Genomic DNA, 18243 nt, shown 5'->3' on the forward strand with positions numbered 1-18243 from the left:
TGGTTCAGATGAGGGCGACGAGGGCTTGGCCGGCGAGGGTGACGGTGCCGTCCTTCAGCATCACTCGCAGGTCCAGCCGGGCCCGCCGTTCGCCGTCGGCCTCTTCGATCGCCGTGACGCGGCCGGTGCAGGTCGGCTGTCCGTGGACGGGGGTGATGGCGGCGAAACGGACGCTGTAGGAGCGGATGCGCTCCTGGGGCACCCAGCCGGTCAGCAGCCGGCCGAGGTAGGCCATGGAGAGCATGCCGTGAGCGAAGACGTCGTCCATGCCTGCGGCCCGGGCCGCGTCCAGGTCGATGTGCATGGGGTTGTGGTCGCCGGAGGCGCCGGCGTAGAGCGCGAGCGTCGTACGCGAGATGGAAGGCACGCGCAGCGGCGGCAGCTCCGTTCCCACGGCGATGTCATGGAGATTGTTCACGCGGCTGCCTCCCCGCGGACGACGATGACGTTGGTCAGGTCGGCGACGGGCTCGCCGGCTCGGGTGACGCGCGTTTCCCGGACGAGGAAGCGCAGGGCACCGCCCTTCTTCTCGTACGTGTCGGCGATGTGCGACTCGAAGGTCAGCTCGTCGCCGGCGTGAGCCATGGCGTGGTAGGTGAAGCGCTGTTCGCCATGCAGGACTCGGGCGAGATCGATCCCGGCCTCGGCGAGGAAGGAGAAGGGGTCGGGCCGGTCCATCTCCAGGCAGAACAGGAACGTGGGCGGAACGGGGAGGTCCGGGTGCCCGGCCTTGCGGGCGGCGTCGAGGTCGCTGTAGACGGGGTCGTGCTCGCCGATGGCCTGGGCGAAGAAGCGCAGGCGGCCCCGCTCGGCGGGCACGGTGAAGGCGGGTGTGCGCAGGTCCGCGGTCATGTCAGGCCGTCCGCTCGTAGAGGGTGACGACGCAGGCGCCGCCGAGTCCGAGGTTGTGCTGGAGGGCGAGCCGGGCGCCGTCTACCTGGCGCTTCCCGGCCTGCCCGCGCAACTGCCACACCAGTTCGGCGCACTGCGCCAGACCGGTGGCGCCGAGCGGGTGGCCCTTGGACAGAAGCCCGCCCGAGGGGTTGGTGACCACTTGGCCGCCGTAGGTGTTGTCGCCGTCGAGCACGAACTTCTCGGCCGTTCCCTCCGGGGTGAGGCCGAGGGCCTCGTAACTGATGAGCTCGTTGGTGGTGAAGCAGTCGTGCAGCTCCACCACGGGAATGTCCTGCGGGTCGACGCCCGATTCCTCGTAGACGCGGGTCGCGGCGGCCCGGGTCATGTCATAGCCGACGACCTTGGTCATGTCGCCGCTGTCGAAGGTGGTCGGGGTGTCGGTCGTCAGCGCCTGCGCCCGGATCGTCACCGTGGCGTCCAGGCCGTGCCGGCGGGCGAACTCCTGGCTGCACACCACGGCGGCGGCCGCGCCGCAGGTCGGCGGGCAGCACTGCAGTCGGGTCAGCGGCCCGTAGATGGGGGGAGAGCCCAGCACCTCCTCCTCGCTCACGGGGGTGCGGAAGACGGCGTAGGGGTTGTTCGCGGCGTGCCGGCGGGCCTTGACCGCGATCTTGGCGAAGGTCTCGTCAGCGGTGCCGTACTTGTCGGCGTAAGCCATCCCCGCGCCGCCGAAGTACTGCGCGGCGATCGGGGCGTGGTCGTCGATGCCCTGGATGGCGGTCATGGCGTCCGCGCTCCGGGCAAGCGGGCTGGGGCGGTCGTCCCAGACGTTCGCCAGCGCGCCGGGGCGCATCTGCTCGAAACCCAGGGCGAGCACGCAGTCGGCCACTCCGGACATGACCGCCTGCCGGGCGAGCCAGAGCGCCGAGGAGCCGGTCGAGCAGTTGTTGTTCACGTTGACGATGGGGATGCCGCTCTGGCCCAGGTCGTAGAGGGCCGCCTGTCCGCAGGTCGAGTCGCCGTACACGTAGCCGGCGTAGGCCTGCTGCACCTGGCGGTAGTCGATGCCCGCGTCGGCCAGCGCGGCTCGCGCGGCGCTCCCGGCCATCACGTCGTAGGGCTCGCTTGCGCTGGGTTTGGCGAACGGGATCATCCCGACGCCCGCGATCTGGACGGTACGGTCCATCTTCTGTCCTCCACGGGACTGGAGCCGACGACTCACTCTTGCCAAAGCGACATTAATCCATATTTACTTACGATATCAAATACGCAGCGAAGCAGGCATGTGAGCCTCATCAACGCAATATTTGATCTTCACTAGTGGAGGGACGATGGCCCTACCGTCGCCGCTGTCGCGGCTGGCGCTACCGCTCATGGCCGCGCCGATGACCGACGTCTCGGGACCGGAACTGGTGATCGCGGCGTGCCGCAGCGGGGTCATCGGCGCCTTCCCGACGCACAACGCCCGCTCATCGGAGGAGCTCGAAGCCTGGCTCGGGAAGATCACCGCTTCGATCGCCGAACAGGACCACGCCGCGCCGTTCGCCGCGAACCTGGTGGTCCATCGCTCCAACGAGCGATTGCGAGCCGACGTCGAGTGCCTGGTCCGCCACGGCACTCGGCTGGTCGTCACCAGCGTGGGCTCCCCGGTTCCGGTGCTGGAGCCGCTGCACGACGCCGGTTGCCTGGTCTTCGCCGACGTGGCGAGCCTGCACCACGTGGAGCGCGCGATCGAGGCAGGCGTGGACGGGTTGGTGCTGCTGACCGCCGGGGCGGGCGGCCAGACCGGCTGGGCCAATCCGCTGTCGTTCGTCCGCGCTGTCCGCGCTCGGTTCGACGGGCCGATCGTCCTGGCGGGAGGGGTGCCGGACGGAGCCGCCGTCTGGGCAGCGCAGGTCCTCGGCGCCGACCTGGCCTATATGGGGACCAAGTTCATCGCCACGCACGAGAGCCTCGCCGGTGAGCGTTTCCGGGCCGCGCTGGTCGACGCGACCCTCGACGACGTCACCTTGTCCACTGCGCTCAGTGGCCTGCCCGCCAACTTCCTGCGCGCCTGGCTCGAGGAGCAGACGGCGGAGGCCGCGGCCCCGGTGAAGGGCTTCACCCAGCATCGCCTGCTGACCCGGCGCCACGTGTGGAGCGCCGGCCACAGCGTCTCGGGGGTTACGGAGATCACCAGCGTCGCGGAGCTCGTCCGGCGTACCCGCCGGGAGTACGAGCAAGCGCGACAGGCGACGGCGGCCACGCTCGCCGGAACAGGGAGGTAACCATCATGTGGGGTTCGACACCGAGAGTGTTCGACATGGCGTGCGCGTACTACGCCGAGCGCACCGCACTCGTCGACGGAGAACGCCGCCTCACCTACCAGGAGATGAGCGGCTGGGCCAACCGCATCGCCAACGGCCTGTCGGAACTCGGCGTGGGCAAGGGCGACCGGGTGGGGCTGCTGATGCCCAACTGCCTGGAGTTCGTCCCCGCCATGGTCGGCATCTGGAAGTCCGGCGCGGCGATGACCCAGATGCCCCCCCGGGCCACGGCCGAGGACTTCTGCTTCTTCCTGGAGGAGGTGCAGGCCTCGACGCTCATCTACCACCAGGCCTTCGACGACGCCATCGCCCAGATCCGGGATCGGCTGCCCAACCTCAAGCACGTCGTCCGGCTGGCCAGTGGAGGCGACACCATTCCCGGCATCCTGGACTACCAGGAGACGTTCGCCGCTCAGCCGACCGCGCCGCCCGCTATCGAGCTCGCCGACGACGACCTGGCGTTCGTCGGCTTCACCTCCGGCACCACCGGCGTGCCCAAGGGCGTCTTGCAGACGCACGCGACCTGGTCGCACTACGCCATCACCGCGGGGCTCGAGATCGGCGACATCCGGCCGGGCGAGGTGTTCGCCCACGGCGCGCCCCTGACCCACTTCACGCAGACCTTCGTCATGCCGGTCTTCATGCGCGGCGGGACGAACGTCATCCTGCCCGGCCTCGACCTCGATCTGCTCCTGGACGCCATCGAGCGCGAACGGGTCACCGCCACCGCCGTCGTGCCCACGATCGTCTACATGCTCCTGGACCACCCGCGCCGGGCCGACGCCGATCTGTCGTCGCTGCGCACGGTCATCTACGCCGGATCGCCGATGGCCCCGGAGGGCCTGCGCCGGGCGCTGGAGGCGTTCGGCCCGATCTTCGTGCAGACCTACGCCGGCACCGAGCCCGGCTACATGACCTGCCTGCGCAAGGAGGACCACCGGCTCGACACCCTCGAATGGGAGGAACGGCTGGCCTCCGCGGGACGGCCGATGTACCACGTCGAGCTCACCATCCGCGACCCCGAAGGCCGCGCCCTGCCCGCCGGCGAGATCGGCGAGATCTGCGCCGCCCAGCCCGGCCAGATGGCCGGCTACGTCAACAGCGGTCTCGACCCGGAGGTGATGCAGGACGGCTGGGTCCGCTCCGGCGACATCGGCTTCGTCGACGAGCTCGGCTACGTCTTCATCGTCGACCGCAAGAAGGACATGATCGTCACGGGCGGGTTCAACGTCTTCCCCCGGCAGATCGAGGATGTCCTGGTGACCCATCCCGCCGTCGCCCAGTGCGCCGTCATCGGCGTCCCGGACGACAAGTGGGGCGAGGCCGTCAAGGCCGTCGTCGTCACCCGGCCCGGCGCCGAGGTCGCCGCCGAAGAGCTCATCGCTCTGGTCAAGGAGCGCAAGGGCAGCGTGTGGGCGCCCAAGAGCATCGACTTCGCCCCCGCCCTGCCGGCCAACCCCTCCGGCAAGATCGACAAGAGATCGCTGCGCGCCCCGTACTGGGCCGGGCGCCGCCGCCAGGTCAACTGACCGCACCCCCGAAAAGGACAAGGCCATGAAAGGCACAGCCCGGCTCTTAGCTTCCGTCCTGCTGCTGATCCTCGCCACGGGCGCCGTCCCCGGCCAGGTCGCCGCCAGCACGAGCACGGACCTCACCCCCGCCATCACCTGTCAGCGACTCGGCGGGATCGACCTCACGGGCCTCCCCGAAGCCCCCACCCGAATCCTGAGCGCGACCGCGGTCTCCGCCACTGCGCAGAAACCCGCGTACTGCCAGGTCAAGGGGTACGTCTCACCACAGGTGCAGTTCGAGGTCCGGCTGCCCTCCGAAGCCTGGAGCGGCCGCTACCTGCAACTCGGCTGCGGCGGCTTCTGCGGGTTCGCCGACCCGGACGACTCCAACCACCACCTGCCCGGCAACTGCGCCCCACCCGACGACGGCAAGGTCGTCATCGGAGCCGACAACAGCGGCCACATCGGGGCAAGCTCCGTCGACGGGCTGTGGGCGCACTCCAGCCCACAGCTGCGGGTCGACGCCGGCTACCGCTCCGAACACGTCACCGCACTGGCCGCCAAGGCCCTCATCAAGGCGTACTACGGCCAGGCGCCCAGGTACTCCTACTTCGCCGGCTGCTCCAACGGCGGACGCCAGGCCCTCATGGAGGCCCAGCGTCACCCCGAGGACTTCGACGGCATCATCGCCGGAGCGCCGGGCAACAACCTCACCGCGCTGGCCGGCATGTTCTTCCCGTGGATCGCCAACGCCAACACCGCCCCCGACGGCGGCCAGATCCTCGGCGTGGACAAGATACAGCTCCTGCACCAGAAGGTGCTGGATGCCTGCGACACCGTTGACGGCCTGCAAGACGGCCAGATCGACGACCCCCGCCGGTGCTCGTTCGACCCAGCGAGCCTGCGCTGCACGGCCGGCCCACAGGCCGACTGCCTGACGGACGCGCAGGTGGACGTGGTCCGCAAGTTCTACCAGGGGCCGGTGGACGACAAGGGCCGTCGCCTGTTCCCCTCCGGCCTCCCCAGGGGCACCGAGCCGGCCTGGCTCGGGTACGTTGTCGCCCCCGCCGGCCAGCGCGCCGTGCTCGCCTCACTCGGACTCGACTATCTGAAGTACTTCGGCTCCTGGCGCAACCCGCCCGCATCCTTCACGCTCGCCGACCACCGCTTCGACCGCAAGACCCTCGACAAGCTGCGTGACATGCGCGGCGTCTACGACTCCACCGACCCTGACCTGCGCGCCTTCAAGAATCGCGGCGGCAAGCTCATCCTCTGGCACGGCTGGTCCGACCCGGCCATCCCGGCCGGCAGCACGCTCGCCTACTACGACGCGGTGACCAAGCGGATGGGCGGCTCGCAGGCCACCCAGCAGTTCGCCCGCCTGTTCATGTTCCCCGGCGTCTACCACTGCACCGGTGGCCACGGCCCCGACACCTTCGACCTGTTCAGCCCGCTGTACGACTGGGTGGAGAAGGGCATCGCCCCGCAGAAGGTCATCGCCGGCAAGAAGAACGGCGACGACGTCGTACGCACCCGCCCCGTCTACCCGTATCCCATGCAGACGAAGTACACCGGCAGCGGCAGCATCGACGACGCGGCCAACTTCACCGGCGTCATGCCCGCCGAGCTCCCCGACGACAGATATCCGTGGGTGGGCGCGCCCTTCACCTCCGGCTACCAGGAGTGGTGCCGCTGGGAAGGCACGACACTCAAGTGCGGCCGATCCCAGCCGAAGTCCGGCTGACGCCACAGCGGGTGGCACGGCCCTGCGCCGTGCCACCTCGCCAAGTCAGCAGGCGCAAATCTCACCGAGCACGGTGAGGGTCGCATCGCAGGAGCCGCAGGAGGACTGGCCCTCCATGGCCACTGTCCAGTACTCAACAGCGAGGCGAGGTCTGGATGGTGAGACGTCGGAATGGGTGAGATCTGCGTCGTGATCGACGACTGTACTGGTCATTTTTCGTTGTGGCCGTCGGCTCGCATGCGCCGGCGCGGTTGTACTCGTCGTGCGCGCGGTCGAGAGCGTCGGCGATGCCCCGGAAGACCTCGGCGAGTGCGTCCAACTCGATCTCGTAGAGGACGGTCCGGCCGGTCTTGGTCGCTCGCAGCACACCGCCGGCACGCAGCAGCGCCAGACGGAAAGTCGCACAGCGGCAGCGAGGAGCTGTTACGGGTCACTCGTGTCGGAGGGGTGAGATGACAGGGGAGCGCAGGTGCAAGGGCCTGAGGGGCGGATCGCGCGTACGTCGCCGCGGACGTCCACGGCGATCTGGCAGCACTGCGTCAGAAGATCGCGCAGGCGGGCGCGGGCGCGCTGGACGCGTGACTTCATGCCCGAGGTCGAGATGCCCAGGCGTCGTGCCGCCTCGGTCTGGGTGAGGCCGTCGTACTCCACCATGGTGATCGCCTGCCGGTCGCGCTCGCCCAGGAAGGCGAGCAGCGGGGCCAGGCAGCCGGTCAGCGAGGTCAAGGCTTCGCGCTCGTCCGGCTCTTCCGAGGTGGTGAGCCGTTCCTCGGCCGCTGCACGGACTTCGGCGTTGCGCATGCGTGCCGCGGCCCGCTGGTGGTCGATGATCGCGTTGCGCGTCACCTGGTAGATCCACGCCTCCAGGCGCTTGCCGTCACGGAGTCCGTTGATGCCTTCGCCGACCTTGATGAACACGTCCTGGACGATGTCTTCCGCGTCCGGGCGGCTGCCCACGCGGACGATGACGAAGGCGAGCAGCTGATCGCGCATCGCCTGCCACGCATCGACCAGGTCCTCGGTTCTGGAGAGCATGAGGTGGCCTCCTGCCGAGGGAGGGGCACGAACTGCTCCGAGCCCCTCCCTCCATGGTTACCGACAGCCGCAGGTGCTCGGCGCCTCGTTCTCCGCCGTCCCCCCGGTCGTGGTCTGCCGGGTGCCGCAGCACTCGGCCTTGGCCTCACCCTCGCAGCAGGTCGTCATCGTGGTGGGCGGGCAGCATGCCGTCATGGTCGTGCCTTCCTCGTGATGGATTCGTACGTCAGATAGACGCCGCTGTCACGAGATGGACGCACTGCCGAACTGGTCGGCGGCGAAGGCCGCGAGCTGGAGGGCCGCACTCTTGTCGATGCCGAGTTCGGCAGCCGCTGCGAGCACCGCGTCGGCCGCGCTGGTGTGCCCGTCGAGATGGCGGGTGGTGGCGGCGATCAGCCGGGCGGGCGTGTCATGGGCGAGGCCGAACTGTTCGGCGACGGCCTTGACGCCCAGGGTGGCCGAGCAGACGCCGGTGGCGGGCAGGTCCAACTGGACGTCGCGGGCCGCTTGCCAGTCACCGGCCAGGGCGGCGACGACCGAGCGGGCCTGCTCATATCCGGTGGCCAGCAGGCGGGTGGTGCCGAGGATCGGATCCAGGTCTCCCGGCGTGCCGGGAGACCAGCTCGACACCGGTCTCGTCCGGTCGTGCGCGTACGCCTCGGACCTTGAAGGACGCGGCCAGCTCCACCACACCCTTGTCGACCAGCAGCCGCAGGCCGGAGCCGAGCGAGCCGCGGGCGGGCAGCGCGTCGTCGTCCCCGCCGCCGTAGGCCCGCTCGGGCGCGTCGGCGCGGATCGCCCAAGTCAGCCGCGTGTCCGGTTCCTCGTCGGCCAGCTCCGCCAGGGCGAGGAGCGTGGTGGCCGCCGAGTGACCGGCGCCCACGATGACGGTGTGCCTGCCCGCGTAGCGGTAACGCTCGGCGCCCAGAACGTCGGGTAGCGCATGGTCGATCCACGGCCCGGCGTCGGCCTCTCCTGCGGCCGGGAGTCCGTTGGCGCCCATCACGTTGGGGGTGAGCCAGGCGCCTGACGCGTCGATGACGGCGCGGGCGAGCAGCTCTTCGCCGTCGTTGAGGAGCAGCACGAACGGTGCCGTCTCCCGTCCATGGGTACGCAGGCGGTCGGTGTCCAGGCGGCTGATCCCCTCAACCCTGGTTGAGTAGCGGACGTACGGTGCGATGCCGGGAACCTGGGCCAGGGGTCGTAGATAATGATCGGCCAGTTCGGTGCCGGTGGGCAGTTCGTCCGGATCCGGGGCGGTCCAGCCCGCAGCGTTCCGACGGTCAGCATGGTCGCCACCAGGAGCAGCAGCAGAGCGACCGTGACCAGAGGGGATTCCACGTCAGAAGCCGTATGCCGCCAGGGCCTCGCCGGCGTAGACGGCCAAGGGTGTGGCGAGGTGGGCGGCGTCGCGAGCCACGCCACGCAGCGTGTTGGAGGCGAACGAGCGCTGGAACTCCAGCCCGACATACGCGAGCCCGAGATGCGTGGTGGACAGGCCTTCGACCTGCAAAGGCAGCCCATGGGCGTCGAGGGCGCCGAGCGGGCGCAGGTAGTCCAGGCTGGGCCGGTAACCAGTGGCGAAGATGACGGTGTCCACGACTTCTCGGGTGCCGTCGGCCCAGACGATCTCGTCGCCGTCGAAGGCGGTGAACATCGGCCGCCGGTCGAACCGTCCAGCCTGCAGGGCGGTGGCGTAGTCGCCGGTGTCCAGGACGAGGGTGCCGCCGGCCAGGCGGGCCAGCCAGTGTGGGGGCAGGTCGTCGAAGCCGGTGGCGGTGTGCCAGTGGTGGATGTCGTGGCCGCCGACCATCTGCGGCATGAACTGGACCGGCTGCCGGGTTGCGAGGGTGACGGTGGCGACCTCGGCGAGTTCGTAGCCCACCTGGACGGCCGAGTTGCCGCCGCCGACCACGACGATGCGTTGCCCGGCGTACTCCTTGGGGTTGCGGTACCCGGCGACATGCAGCGACTGTCCGGTGAAGTGTCCAGGCAGGTCGGGGATGTACGGGTTGCTGAACGAGCCGCTTGCCGCGACGATGCCACGGGTTCGCAGGGTCTCGCCGGCCGTGGTGTGGACGAGGAACCCGCCCGCGCCGTCGGATTCGACTGTGGCGACCTTGGTGCCGGTGCGGATCTCGACGTCGAGGGTGGCGGCGTAGCTCTCCAGGTACGCGACGGTTTCGTCACGGGTGGGGTAGCGGTCGGGGTCGCCGGGGAAGTCCTGGCCGGGCATGGCGCTGTGGCGGGCGGGCGAGAAGAGGGTGAGGCTGTCGTAGTAGCCCGCCCAGGAGCCGGTGGGCCGCTCGCCGGCTTCGAGGATGACGGGGGCCAGGCCGGCGTGGCGCAAGGCGCGGGCGGCGGCCAGCCCTGACTGTCCGCCGCCGATGATGATCGTGTCCATGTTCGGCATCGTATCGTCAAATCGTGAAATCATGAACTGACAATACGAGGCAGTAGAGTCGGCCTGTGGAGACGACGAACGGGATCGAGCTGACCGACGCCGCGCGCGGCTTCCTCAAGGCGCTGGCCAGTGATACCCGCCAGCAGATCCTGCTGCTGTTCAGTGGCGAGTCCGAGCTGACGGTCGGCGAGGTGGCCGAGCGTCTCGGCCTGGCCCAGTCGGCCGCGTCCGCGCAGCTGGCGACGTTGCGTGACAGTGGCGTGCTGGTGGCGCGGCGGGAATGGAAGACCGTCTACTACCGGGTCGATCCGAATGGGATCGCGCGGGCGCTCGCGGATCTGCAGGCGACCCTGCGGGCGTGCTGTCCGCCGGACGGCCCATGCGGCTGATTTGACATTCTTCTAACCAGCGCCGCATGATGGGCTCTGTTTAGAAAGATATCTAATCAGGAGCGGTGATCATGAGCGACGCATGCTGCGGCACCACCACGTCCCTGGAGAGCGAGCAGCCCGGGATCTCCATCGACGCCGAGGCGCTTCCCGTGGTCGTCATCGGCGCGGGGCCGGTCGGGCTGGCCGCTGCCGCCCACCTGGCCGAGCGTGGCCTGGACTTCCTCGTACTCGAAGCAGGCGAGCAGGCGGGCGCGTCCATCGCGCAGTGGGGACACGTGCGGGTCTTCAGCCCGTGGAAGTACGACATCGACGCCGCCGCCCGCCGCCTGCTGGAGGCGCACGGCTGGACCGCCCCCGACCCCGAGTGGCTGCCCACCGGCGCCGAAATCGTCGGCCACTACCTCGCCCCACTCGCCAAGGCCCTCGGCCCGAACGTCCGCTTCCGCTCCAAGGTGACCGCGATCAGCCGCCTCGGCTACGACCGCGTCCGCACCAATGGGCGCGATCAGGCGCCCTTCCTGATCCGGCTCGACGACGGAGAGGAGATCAGGGCCCGCGCGGTCGTCGATGCCTCCGGCACCTGGACCACTCCCAACGTGCTCGGCGCATCCGGCCTGCCCGCGCGCGGCGAGGACGAGGTCGAGATCGAGCACGCACTGCCCGACGTGCTCGGCGCCGACCGGGAGGCCTACCAGGGCAAGCACACCCTGGTCGTGGGTGCCGGGCACTCCGCGGCCACCACCCTGCTCGCCCTCGCCCAGCTCGGCGACACCGAGATCACCTGGGCCATCCGCGCCGGTGACGCCGCCCGCGCCTACGGCGGCGGCGGGGCCGACGCGCTCCCCGCCCGCGGCGCTCTCGGCACCCGCCTGCACGCCCTCGTCACCTCCGGCCGCGTCCGCCTCCTCACCGGCTTCTTCACGCACGGCGTCGAGAAGGCCGGCGAGCGGGTACGGGTGAACAGTCTCGACGGGCGAGACATCAGCGTCGACCGGATCATCGGCGCGACCGGCTTCCGTCCCGACCACTCCATCGCCTCCGAACTGCGTTTGGACCTGGACCCGATCCTCGGCTCCACCCGTGCTCTGGCCCCGCTCATCGACCCGAACCAGCACTCCTGCGGCACCGTCCCTCCGCACGGCGCCGACGAGCTGGCCCACCCCGAGCCGGGCTACTACGCGATCGGCGTCAAGAGCTACGGCCGCGCCCCCACGTTCCTGCTGGCCACCGGATATGAGCAGGCCCGCTCGGTGGCCGCCGCGCTGGCGGGGGACTGGGAGGCGGCCCGCGACGTCCAGCTCGAGCTGCCGGAGACCGGCGTGTGCTCCAGCAACCTGGCCGAGGCACAGGAGCAGCGGATCGGCCTGGCCACCGGTATCAGCGGCGGGCTGCTGGCCACACCTCTCCCGCTGGCGACTGTCTCCTCCGGTGGAAGCTGCTGTGGCTGAAAGGAGCGCGACATGTCCGACGGCTATCCCACGGCAGCGCGGAAAGAGGCCCTGCGCCTGATCTGCACGCATGGTCTGATCCCTGGTGATCTGCTGGCCGAGGAACTGCTCGCCGCGCGCGAGCCGGGCGCCCACCCCGGCTATGCCGCGGCCATCCGGCGGATGGCCGGCACCCTGGCTTGGCGCTTGGAGGCTCAGGGCTTCATCGCCGAGGCGGGCGCCGGCACGTGGCGGACGACGGCCGCCGGTCGCGACGTGATCGCCTGTACGACGTGAACCCCGGCGTCGAGACCACCGCCCCCGGAGCCGGGGGCGGTGGCCGCCTCGATCACGGGTGGCGCATCGTGGCCGCCCTCGCCGTCACCCAGACCATCGGCTACGGCGTGCTCTACTACGCCTTCTCGGTCTTCCTCATGCCGATGAGCCGTGACCTGCGCGCCACCGGCACGCAGATCGCCGCCGCGCTCACCCTCGCCGTGCTGACCACCGCGCTGTGCGCGCCCCGGGCCGGGCGATGGCTGGACGCCCTGGTCGTGCGGCGGTCCAGGATGCCGGCCGCCAAGCCCGGGCGGCGAGCGGACCTGGTGCGGGAGGCGGTGCGGGCCCGGCCGTTCTGGTTCCTGGTCGCGGCCTTCACCGCGCACGGCGGCGGGGTCGCCGTTATCGGTGTCCTGCTGGTCACGTACCTGATCCACCTCGGTCACGCGCCGGTGTTCGCCGCGACCGTGGCCGGGCTGCTCGGCGTGCTGTCGGTGACAGGCCGGGTGGTCACCACGGGGCTGCGCCGTCGCTGGGCGGCCGCTCCGGTGGCCGCCGCGGTCTTCGCCGTGCAAGGGCTGGGCGCGCTGCTGCTGCCGGTGGTGGGGGAGAGCGCGGCGGGGGCGATCGGGTGCGTGCTGCTGTTCGGGATCGGGTTCGGCGTCGGTACGATCACGCTCCCGTACCTGCTGGCCGAGCGGTACGGGAGCGCCGCCTACGCCAGCCTGTCGGGGCGGATCGCGATGTTCTCCGGCATTCGCCCTGGTCGCCTACCATCGCCTACGATTAGACATCCTTCTAATAAGAGGTGTCTTCGATGACCGTCAGCCCCGTCGCGTGCTGTGCCCCGATCGCCAAGCAGCCGCTGGAGGAGTCCGAGGCCGTCGAGCTGGCCGCGCTGCTCAAGGCCGTGGCCGACCCGGCACGACTGCGCCTGCTGTCAATGATCGGCTCGCATCCCGATGGCGAGGCCTGCGTGTGCGACCTGACCGGCGCCTTCGACCTCAGCGCGCCCACCATCTCGCACCACCTGAAGACCCTGCGCAATGCTGGGCTCATCGACGGCGAGCGGCGCGGCACCTGGGTCTACTACTGGATCGTGCCCGCCCAGGTCGCGAGGCTCGGCGAGCTGTTCAGCCCGTTGGCCGAGCCCGCGGCCAACGCGTGATCCGCCAGGTCGACGTCCTGGTCATCGGCGGCGGGCAGGCGGGGCTGGCGGCAGGCTACTACCTGCGCAGAGCCGGAGCCGACTTCGTCATCCTCGACTCCGGGGAGCGGCCGGGCGGAGCGTGGCAGCACGCCTGGGCATCGCTACGCCTGTTCTCGCCCGCCCAGTACAGCTCGCTGCCGGGCCGTATGATGCCCGTCCCGCCCGATGGCGGCTACCCGAGCGCGGCCGACACCGTCGCCTACCTCACGGACTACGAACGCCGGTACGAGCTGCCCGTGCTCAGGCCGGTCATCGCGAACGCCGTGAGGAGAGGCGATGGCCACCTCGTCGTGGAGACCGATCGGGGAGTCTGGCAGGCCAAGACGGTGATCAGCGCGACCGGAACCTGGTGGCGTCCGTACGTGCCGCACTACGCCGGCATGCGCCACTTCGGAGGCGAGCAACTCCACACCGTCGACTACCGGGATCCGGAGTCCTTCCGCGGCCGTCATGTGGTGATCGTCGGTGGCGGTAACTCCGCGGCCCAACTGCTCGCCGACATCTCCACGGTCACCACGACGACCTGGGTGACCCGGCGCCCGCCGCGCCTGCTGCCCGACGAGCTCGACGGACGCGCGCTGTTCGAGCTGGCCACTCGCCGCCACCGCGCCGCCCTCGCGGGGGAGACCGTCCCGGGTATCGGAGACCTCGGCGACATCGTGGCAGTGCCGCCCGTGCGCGAGGCACGCGAGCGGGGCGTGCTCAAGGCCGAGCCGATGTTCACGCGCATCACCCCGAGAGGCATCTCCTGGGCCGACGGCAGCGAACTGGCCTGCGACGTCATCCTGTGGTGCACCGGGTTCCGGCCCGCGCTCGGCCATCTGGCACCGCTGCGCCTGCGCGGTCCCGACGGGCTCATCCCCACCGAGGGCACCCGCGCCATCGGCGAGCCCCGGCTGCACCTGCTCGGCTACGGCGACTGGACCGGACCCGCCTCGGCCACCCTCATCGGCGCCGGCCGGACCGCGAGAGACACGGTCGCCCAGATCAGCCGGTGAGCTCGGCGATGAGCTTCTCCACGCGGGCGCGGATGGCGTCACGGATCGGCCGGACGGCCTCGATGCCCTGACCGGCAGGGTCGTCGAGCTTCCAGTCCTCGTACCGCTTGCCCGGGAAGATCGGGCAGGCATCCCCGCAGCCCATGGTGACCACCACGTCGGATGCCTCGACGGCCTCGGTGGTGAGGACCTTCGGCTGTGCGGCGGCGATGTCGACGCCGACCTCCCGCATCGCCTCGACGGCGATCGGGTTGATCCGGTCCGCCGGGGCCGAGCCGGCCGAGCGGACCTCGATCCGGTCGCCGGCCAGGTGCGACAGCCACCCGGCGGCCATCTGGGAGCGGCCGGCGTTGTGCACGCACACGAACAGGACGCTAGGCATGAACGGTCTCCTCGCCTCGGAACAATCGGCGGCCCCACAGGCTGACGTAGACGAGCGCGACCAGCACGGGCACCTCGATCAGCGGCCCGACCACCCCGGCCAGCGCCTGCCCGGAGGTGACACCGAAAACGCCGACCGCGACCGCGATGGCCAACTCGAAGTTGTTGCCCGCCGCGGTGAAGGCGAGCGTGGTGGTCCGCTCGTACCCGAGACCGATCACGCGGCCGGCGAGGAACGAGCCACCGAACATGAGGAAGAAGTACGCCAGCAGGGGAAGGGCGATACGGGCCACGTCACCGGGCCGGGAGGTGATCGTCTCGCCCTGGAGTGCGAACAGGATCACGATGGTGAACAGCAGACCGTACAGTGCGACGGGGCCGATCCTGGGCAGCAAGCGGGACTCGTACCACTCCCGGCCCCGAGCGCGTTCGCCCAGCTTGCGGGAGAGATAGCCGGCGATCAGCGGGATGCCCAGGAAGATCAGCACGTACTGGGCGATGTCCCACATCGAGACGTCCAGCGCCGCCTGTGGCAGACCCAGCCACCCGGGCAGGATCTGCAGATAGAACCAGCCGAGGGCGCCGAACGCCACCACCTGGAAGATCGAGTTGAGCGCGACCAGGACGGCGGCGGCTTCACGGTCGCCACAGGCCAGGTCGTTCCAGATGAGGACCATGGCGATGCATCGGGCCAGGCCGACAATGATCAGCCCGGTGCGATATTCCGGCAGGTCGGGCAGGAGGGCCCAGGCCAGGGCGAACATCAGAGCCGGGCCCGCGACCCAGTTGAGGACCAGGGAGGCCGGCAGCATCCGGCGGTCGGCGGTGACGGTGTCGAGCCGGTCGTAGCGGACCTTGGCCAGCACCGGATACATCATGAGCAGCAGGCCGAGCGCGATGGGCAGCGAGATCTCACCGATCTTGACCGCTTCCAGGGCCGCGTCGAGGCCGGGCACCGTCCGTCCGAGCAGCAGTCCGGCGCCCATCGCCAAGCCGATCCACAGTGGCAGGAACCGGTCGAGCGTGGACAGGCCGCCGATGACCGCCGGGGTTCTGGCTGTCACGTCGGTCGATGACAAAGCCGCTTTCCTTCCTCAGACGGCGGCGGGGGTGTCGAGCAGGGCCGACAGTTCGCCGAGTCGTTCGGGCACCAGGCGGTAGTAGACCCAGGAGGCGCGGCGCTCGGAGGTGAGCAGGCCGACGTCCTTGAGCACCTTCAGGTGATGGCTGATCGTCGGCTGGGACAGTTCGAACGCGTCGGTGATGTCGCACACGCACACCTCGCCGCCCTCGTGACTGGCCACGATCGACAGGATGCGCAGCCGTACGGGATCGCCCAGCGCTTTGAACACCCGCGCCAGGCCGGCGGCCTGTTCGGCGTCGAGCGGTTCGCGCGCCAGGGGCGGGCTGCACTGGAGCACCTCGAGTGGTTCCATCGCGTCTCCTCGCATCTGACATGGACCACTGTCTATATTGACAGACATCTATTGAGTCTCGATACCCGAGGTTCGGCTCGCTGGAATCTCGAGGTCGGCGAGGAGCCGGCGGACCCGGTGCTCGATCTCGTCGCGGATCGGCCTGATGTCCTCGACGCTCTTGCCCGCGGGGTCGTCGAGCTCCCAGTTGAGGTAGCGCTTGCCGGGATAGACCGGGCAGGCGTCGCCGCACCCCATCGTGACCACCACGTCGGCGGCGCGGACGATCTCATCGGTCCACGGCTTGGGGAACTCGCGTGAGATGTCGATGCCGAGCTCGGCCATGGATTCCATGGCCGCCGGGTTGACCTCGACGGCGAACTCTGAGCCACCGGACCAGCCCACGGCACGATCTCCGGCCGACTGCTCGAAGAAGCCCAGTGCCATCTGCGAGCGTCCGGCGTTGTGCACGCACAGGAACAGCACGATCGGACGACCGTCGTGATGTCCCTCGACCCGGGCCAGGGCGTGCAGGCGCTGGCGGGCGAACCGCTCGGCGAGCAAGGGCAGGTAGTGGGGCACGACCGCTTTGCCGGCGAACTGGTCGTAGCTGGTGTGAAGGAACCGCTCGATGGTCTCCGCGCCGAACGTGCCGGCGAACGCCTCGGCCAGGCGACGGGCGGCGGTGGCGAGAGCAAGCCGTTGGTCGATTGCGAGATCGCCTCGCTTGTGCGTGCTGGACATCGTTCACTCCCGAATGGCATCGACTGGCGTCTATATTGACCGAGGTCGATGTAGCGTGCGCGAACGCGAGATGAACAGTAGAGCGCTCGCGCGTCTCACCGAGTGAGGTCGCAGCTATCTCCCGTGGGGTCTTGGGTGTCGTGCGCGGCGCCGACCACACCCCCACCGGTGCCGCGCCCTACGTATGTGTGGATGGGGCCGTCTCAGGTGAGCGGGGAAGTCTGGTCGGCGCGTCATGCTGTCGAGGCTTGAGGATGCACTGTGCGCGCTCGTGACCTGATCATCGACCTTCCCGTGCTCGACCTGAACGCATCTGTCGGCGACGCGGTGCGGCTGCTCGCCGAGCGGGATCTGCCCGGACTCATCCTGGTCGGCGACGACGGATCGCCGTACACGGTCCTGCCGGGCACCGAGGTTCTGCGGCTGGCCCGCGAGTACGGGCTCTTCGTCGTCACCTCACGAGAAGCTCATCTCCGCCAGGCCCTTCTCCAGCGTCACGTCAGGCGAGTAGCCCAGCTCCTTCGTGGCGGCGGTGATGTCGTAGGAACGGTCACGGCCGGTGAAGCTGACGAGCCAGTTCGTCAGCGGCGGCGCCGTCTTCCGGCGAAGCAGGCGTGCCGTGCGGTCCATCATCGCCGCCATGGGCGCCGCCATCGCCAGGGGGACGCTGCGGCTCTTGGACAGATCCACGCCGCGGGTCGCCAGCAAGGGGGTGAGGAAGTCTCGGATGGGCATCGGCGTGCCGTCCGTCACGTAGTAGACCCCCTTGTGGCGGCCCCGCGTGAGCGCGAGGATCGCGGCACTGGCCAGGTTCTCGACGTGGACGAAGTCGACGATGTGCTTGCCGTCGTCGATCCAGGCGAACCGTCCGGCCTCGGCGACCTCGACCATCTCGTTGATCGTCGTCATTCCGCGGCCCCAGATGAACGGCGGGCGGAGCACCACCAGCTCGGTCTTCCCGCTGCGGGCTTCCAGGAGCGCGCGCTCGGTGGCCAGCTTGACCCGGCTGTAGGCGATGTTCGGCCGGCCCTCCGGCGTCGACTCGTCGACGACGGGACGGCGTTGGCTGCCCGTGGAGACGGACGCGGCGCTGATGAGCACGAAGCGTCGCACCCCGGCCGCGACGCTCGCGGCGTGCAGGGCGGCCGTCGGCACGTGATTGGCCTGTTCGAAGAGCGAGTCGGGCCCCCAGAACTCCATGTACGCCGCGACGTGCACGACCGCGTCGGCCTCGCGCAGCTTGGCGAGCCACTTCGGCGCCGGGGAGCCGGCCCGGCCGAGCTCGGCGAGATCGCCGGACACGGGTTCGGCGCCGGCCGCACGTACCCGCTGGATGCTCGAGCCTGATCTGGCCAGTGCCATGACCTCATGTCCCTCGGCGACGAGTCGGTGGAGGAGAGTTCCGCCGACGAAACCGCTGCCGCCGGTGATGAAGATCTTCATGTGTTCACTCCTTGTGATTGAGCGCACACTTATCGCGCGCCCTGAGTTCTGAAGGCGGCTTCAGCCACCTCAAATGCATCGGCACCAAATAGTTTGATA

The 18243-nt window shown here is 69.8% G+C and carries 21 protein-coding genes; 9 read left to right on the forward strand and 12 right to left on the reverse strand.

The genetic code is table 11. The features are described 5' to 3' along the window. Positions 1-4 precede the first annotated feature (4 nt). The 3 genes from FR742_RS10920 to FR742_RS10930 are packed head-to-tail and all read right to left on the reverse strand — an operon-like array spanning position 5 to position 2041. Positions 5-418, reverse strand: a complete 414-nt coding sequence (locus FR742_RS10920) for a MaoC family dehydratase (protein WP_148030844.1) — start codon at positions 416-418, stop codon at positions 5-7. Next, on the reverse strand, positions 415-852 hold the full coding sequence (locus FR742_RS10925; RefSeq protein WP_148030845.1) for a MaoC family dehydratase N-terminal domain-containing protein: 438 nt from the start codon (positions 850-852) through the stop codon (positions 415-417). The genes FR742_RS10920 and FR742_RS10925 overlap by 4 nt, the downstream gene beginning before the upstream one ends. A gap of 1 nt (position 853) precedes the next feature. Further along, positions 854-2041, reverse strand: a complete 1188-nt coding sequence (locus FR742_RS10930; RefSeq protein ID WP_148030846.1) for a lipid-transfer protein — start codon at positions 2039-2041, stop codon at positions 854-856. Between the two features lie 145 nt (positions 2042-2186). Here FR742_RS10930 and FR742_RS10935 point away from each other — a divergent pair, with 145 nt between their 5' ends. From FR742_RS10935 to FR742_RS10945, 3 genes are read left to right on the forward strand one after another with little or no spacing between them, the layout of a single operon-like run. Next, on the forward strand, positions 2187-3122 hold the full coding sequence (locus tag FR742_RS10935; RefSeq protein ID WP_148030847.1) for a nitronate monooxygenase family protein: 936 nt from the start codon (positions 2187-2189) through the stop codon (positions 3120-3122). Positions 3123-3127: 5 nt separating this feature from the next. Further along, entirely contained in the window at positions 3128-4690 is a 1563-nt protein-coding gene (locus FR742_RS10940; RefSeq protein ID WP_148030848.1) for a long-chain fatty acid--CoA ligase, read from the forward strand. 25 nt (positions 4691-4715) lie between these two features. Continuing rightward, on the forward strand, positions 4716-6416 hold the full coding sequence (locus tag FR742_RS10945; protein WP_148030849.1) for a tannase/feruloyl esterase family alpha/beta hydrolase: 1701 nt from the start codon (positions 4716-4718) through the stop codon (positions 6414-6416). Between the two features lie 423 nt (positions 6417-6839). Here FR742_RS10945 and FR742_RS10950 read toward each other — a convergent pair whose 3' ends face one another. The 4 genes from FR742_RS10950 to FR742_RS10965 form a co-directional block, all read right to left on the reverse strand. Beyond that, entirely contained in the window at positions 6840-7451 is a 612-nt protein-coding gene (locus FR742_RS10950; RefSeq protein WP_148030850.1) for a sigma-70 family RNA polymerase sigma factor, read from the reverse strand. Positions 7452-7694: 243 nt separating this feature from the next. After that, the gene (locus FR742_RS10955; RefSeq protein WP_148030851.1) at positions 7695-8081 is read right to left on the reverse strand and encodes a hypothetical protein; all 387 of its coding nucleotides are present in this window, start codon (positions 8079-8081) and stop codon (positions 7695-7697) included. Then, positions 8002-8535: a lysine N(6)-hydroxylase/L-ornithine N(5)-oxygenase family protein gene (locus FR742_RS10960; protein WP_148030852.1), complete on the reverse strand. Its 534-nt coding sequence runs from the start codon at positions 8533-8535 to the stop codon at positions 8002-8004. The genes FR742_RS10955 and FR742_RS10960 overlap by 80 nt, the downstream gene beginning before the upstream one ends. A gap of 258 nt (positions 8536-8793) precedes the next feature. After that, complete coding sequence (locus FR742_RS10965) at positions 8794-9855, reverse strand: NAD(P)/FAD-dependent oxidoreductase (RefSeq protein WP_222708891.1); 1062 nt, start codon at positions 9853-9855, stop codon at positions 8794-8796. 65 nt (positions 9856-9920) lie between these two features. Here FR742_RS10965 and FR742_RS10970 point away from each other — a divergent pair, with 65 nt between their 5' ends. From FR742_RS10970 to FR742_RS10995, 6 genes are all read left to right on the forward strand, one after another. Next, on the forward strand, positions 9921-10244 hold the full coding sequence (locus FR742_RS10970; RefSeq protein ID WP_148030853.1) for a helix-turn-helix transcriptional regulator: 324 nt from the start codon (positions 9921-9923) through the stop codon (positions 10242-10244). A 71-nt stretch (positions 10245-10315) separates the two neighbouring features. Beyond that, positions 10316-11695, forward strand: a complete 1380-nt coding sequence (locus FR742_RS10975) for an FAD-dependent oxidoreductase (protein ID WP_148030854.1) — start codon at positions 10316-10318, stop codon at positions 11693-11695. Positions 11696-11707: 12 nt separating this feature from the next. Next, positions 11708-11971 carry a hypothetical protein gene (locus FR742_RS10980; protein ID WP_148030855.1) on the forward strand — a complete coding sequence of 88 codons (264 nt, stop codon included), beginning with the start codon at positions 11708-11710 and terminating at the stop codon, positions 11969-11971. After that, positions 11968-12774, forward strand: coding sequence for an MFS transporter (locus tag FR742_RS10985; protein ID WP_261808472.1), 807 nt, complete (start codon positions 11968-11970; stop codon positions 12772-12774). Before FR742_RS10980 ends, FR742_RS10985 begins: the two co-directional genes overlap by 4 nt. Beyond that, positions 12771-13121 carry a metalloregulator ArsR/SmtB family transcription factor gene (locus tag FR742_RS10990; RefSeq protein WP_148030856.1) on the forward strand — a complete coding sequence of 117 codons (351 nt, stop codon included), beginning with the start codon at positions 12771-12773 and terminating at the stop codon, positions 13119-13121. Before FR742_RS10985 ends, FR742_RS10990 begins: the two co-directional genes overlap by 4 nt. Continuing rightward, the gene (locus FR742_RS10995) at positions 13118-14161 is read left to right on the forward strand and encodes an ArsO family NAD(P)H-dependent flavin-containing monooxygenase (RefSeq protein WP_148030857.1); all 1044 of its coding nucleotides are present in this window, start codon (positions 13118-13120) and stop codon (positions 14159-14161) included. Before FR742_RS10990 ends, FR742_RS10995 begins: the two co-directional genes overlap by 4 nt. On the opposite strand, the gene FR742_RS11000 is transcribed toward FR742_RS10995, so the two are convergent. The 5 genes from FR742_RS11000 to FR742_RS11020 all read right to left on the reverse strand — a co-directional run bounded on the left by FR742_RS11000 (position 14151) and on the right by FR742_RS11020 (position 18144). After that, the gene (locus tag FR742_RS11000; RefSeq protein ID WP_148030858.1) at positions 14151-14543 is read right to left on the reverse strand and encodes an arsenate reductase ArsC; all 393 of its coding nucleotides are present in this window, start codon (positions 14541-14543) and stop codon (positions 14151-14153) included. The genes FR742_RS10995 and FR742_RS11000 overlap by 11 nt on opposite strands. Further along, positions 14536-15606, reverse strand: a complete 1071-nt coding sequence (gene arsB / locus FR742_RS11005) for an ACR3 family arsenite efflux transporter (RefSeq protein WP_315970609.1) — start codon at positions 15604-15606, stop codon at positions 14536-14538. Before arsB ends, FR742_RS11000 begins: the two co-directional genes overlap by 8 nt. 30 nt (positions 15607-15636) lie before the next feature. Further along, positions 15637-15978 (reverse strand): metalloregulator ArsR/SmtB family transcription factor, encoded by a 342-nt coding sequence (locus FR742_RS11010; RefSeq protein ID WP_148030859.1) that lies wholly within the window; start codon positions 15976-15978, stop codon positions 15637-15639. 48 nt (positions 15979-16026) lie between these two features. Then, the gene (locus tag FR742_RS11015) at positions 16027-16701 is read right to left on the reverse strand and encodes an arsenate reductase ArsC (RefSeq protein WP_148030860.1); all 675 of its coding nucleotides are present in this window, start codon (positions 16699-16701) and stop codon (positions 16027-16029) included. 456 nt (positions 16702-17157) lie between these two features. Beyond that, the gene (locus FR742_RS11020; RefSeq protein WP_148030861.1) at positions 17158-18144 is read right to left on the reverse strand and encodes an NAD(P)-dependent oxidoreductase; all 987 of its coding nucleotides are present in this window, start codon (positions 18142-18144) and stop codon (positions 17158-17160) included. Positions 18145-18243 lie beyond the last annotated feature (99 nt).

This window comes from Nonomuraea sp. C10, assembly GCF_008017515.1.
In the GTDB taxonomy this organism is placed as follows: Bacteria; Actinomycetota; Actinomycetes; order Streptosporangiales; family Streptosporangiaceae; genus Nonomuraea; species Nonomuraea ferruginea.

What these genes read in the sequence shown, in the direction of transcription:
- FR742_RS10925 (WP_148030845.1), bottom strand. Translation starts at nt 852, where the DNA reads ATGACCGCGGACCTGCGCACACCCGCCTTCACCGTGCCCGCCGAGCGG.
- FR742_RS10930 (WP_148030846.1), bottom strand. Translation starts at nt 2,041, where the DNA reads ATGGACCGTACCGTCCAGATCGCGGGCGTCGGGATGATCCCGTTCGCC.
- FR742_RS10935 (WP_148030847.1), top strand. Translation starts at nt 2,187, where the DNA reads ATGGCCCTACCGTCGCCGCTGTCGCGGCTGGCGCTACCGCTCATGGCC.
- FR742_RS10940 (WP_148030848.1), top strand. Translation starts at nt 3,128, where the DNA reads ATGTGGGGTTCGACACCGAGAGTGTTCGACATGGCGTGCGCGTACTAC.
- FR742_RS10945 (WP_148030849.1), top strand. Translation starts at nt 4,716, where the DNA reads ATGAAAGGCACAGCCCGGCTCTTAGCTTCCGTCCTGCTGCTGATCCTC.
- FR742_RS10950 (WP_148030850.1), bottom strand. Translation starts at nt 7,451, where the DNA reads ATGCTCTCCAGAACCGAGGACCTGGTCGATGCGTGGCAGGCGATGCGC.
- FR742_RS10965 (WP_222708891.1), bottom strand. Translation starts at nt 9,855, where the DNA reads ATGGACACGATCATCATCGGCGGCGGACAGTCAGGGCTGGCCGCCGCC.
- FR742_RS10975 (WP_148030854.1), top strand. Translation starts at nt 10,316, where the DNA reads ATGAGCGACGCATGCTGCGGCACCACCACGTCCCTGGAGAGCGAGCAG.
- FR742_RS10980 (WP_148030855.1), top strand. Translation starts at nt 11,708, where the DNA reads ATGTCCGACGGCTATCCCACGGCAGCGCGGAAAGAGGCCCTGCGCCTG.
- FR742_RS10990 (WP_148030856.1), top strand. Translation starts at nt 12,771, where the DNA reads ATGACCGTCAGCCCCGTCGCGTGCTGTGCCCCGATCGCCAAGCAGCCG.
- FR742_RS11000 (WP_148030858.1), bottom strand. Translation starts at nt 14,543, where the DNA reads ATGCCTAGCGTCCTGTTCGTGTGCGTGCACAACGCCGGCCGCTCCCAG.
- FR742_RS11010 (WP_148030859.1), bottom strand. Translation starts at nt 15,978, where the DNA reads ATGGAACCACTCGAGGTGCTCCAGTGCAGCCCGCCCCTGGCGCGCGAA.
- FR742_RS11015 (WP_148030860.1), bottom strand. Translation starts at nt 16,701, where the DNA reads ATGTCCAGCACGCACAAGCGAGGCGATCTCGCAATCGACCAACGGCTT.
- FR742_RS11020 (WP_148030861.1), bottom strand. Translation starts at nt 18,144, where the DNA reads ATGAAGATCTTCATCACCGGCGGCAGCGGTTTCGTCGGCGGAACTCTC.